1 protein-coding gene is annotated in these 1,571 nt (G+C 48.4%); it reads right to left on the reverse strand.

The window, feature by feature from the left end; translation table 11 throughout:
• The coding region (locus RMO84_RS03425; protein ID WP_310487046.1) for a glutamate synthase central domain-containing protein at positions 1-1,571 on the reverse strand (1,571 nt) is incomplete at both ends.

Genomic DNA, 1,571 nt, shown 5'->3' on the forward strand with positions numbered 1-1,571 from the left:
GTAATAGGTGAATGCTTTCGGGGCTGAATAGGTGTTCTTCACCATCTTTGCGCCACTGATAATCGCCGCCGACATCTAGTGTCGCACCTTTGGCTGGTCGATCGGGGAAAGCGTGGGTGTGGCGAGTAATGGTTTCTTGAGTAATTACGCCGACATCAGCACCTTCAATTCGCGATGCGGTGCGGGTAAAGTATTTATCGATCGTAACTTGATTCAAGCCGACAGCTTCAAAAATCTGGGCACCGCGATAACTTTGAATTGTCGAAATTCCGATTTTGGAAGCAACTTTAGTTACGCCTTTTGTTGCCGCTTTAATGTAGTTTTTAACAGCAGTTGGATAATCGACATCGAGTAAGATTTTTTGATTGATTAAATCTTCGATCGTTTCAAATGCCAAGTAAGGATTAATCGCCCCACAACCATAACCAATCAACGTTGCAAAGTGATGAACTTCACGGGGTTCGCCGGATTCTAATACCAGTCCAACGCGGGTACGAGTACCCGTGCGAATCAGATGATGATGCAAGCCAGCAATCGCTAATAGTGCAGGGATTGGAGCAGTTTCCGGATTAACACCTCGATCGCTCAAAATTAGAATGCTGATACCAGACTCGATCGCTTTGTCTGCCGCCGCAAAAATGACATCTAATGCGGCTTCTAATCCCTTGATTCCAGCTTTAGGATCGAACAACATCGGGATTGTCACCGAACTAAATCCACCTTCATTTAAGTGCTTTAATTTTGCCAATTCAGCATCACTTAAAATCGGCGATTTCAACGCGATTAAATGACAACTTTCGGGTTCTGGTTTGAGTAAATTCCGCTCCGAGCCGATCGTTGTTTGGGCAGAAGTGATGATTTCTTCGCGAATTGAATCGATCGGGGGATTAGTTACTTGAGCAAATAGTTGTTGGAAATAATCGTAGAGCAACTTTGGTCGATCGGACAACACCGCCAACGGTGTATCAGTTCCCATCGAACCAGTCGCTTCCACCCCATCCCGCGCCATCGGCGTAATCAGCATCCGCAACTCTTCAAAGGTATAGCCAAACGCCATTTGACGCTTCAGCAACTCATCACCCTCTTTTGGTAGGGGCAGCGAGGGACTAGAAATGCTCTCTAACCTGACTAAATGCTCGTCCAACCACGCTTGATAAGGATGTGCGCTGGTAATCTCGTGCTTGATTTCCTCATCGCTCACAATCCGCCCAGCGACGGTATCCACCATGAACATCTTCCCTGGCTCCAACCGTCCCTTCGCCACCACCTGCTCCGGCGGAATCGTCAGCACACCCGCTTCCGATGCCATAATCACCAGATCGTCAGTCGTCACATAATAACGTCCTGGGCGCAATCCATTCCGATCGAGTACCGCCCCGATCGAGCTACCATCAGTAAAGGCGATCGAAGCTGGGCCATCCCACGGCTCCATCAAGCAGGAATGATACTCATAAAACGCTTTCTTCGCCGCGCTCATCGACTCATGCGCCGTCCAAGGTTCGGGCACCATCATCATCATTGCATGAGGCAAACTCCGACCGGAAAGAGTCAATAATTCCAGGGCATTATCA

The sequence above is a fragment of the Chamaesiphon sp. VAR_69_metabat_338 genome, assembly GCF_031423935.1.
In the GTDB taxonomy this organism is placed as follows: domain Bacteria; phylum Cyanobacteriota; class Cyanobacteriia; order Cyanobacteriales; family Chamaesiphonaceae; genus Chamaesiphon.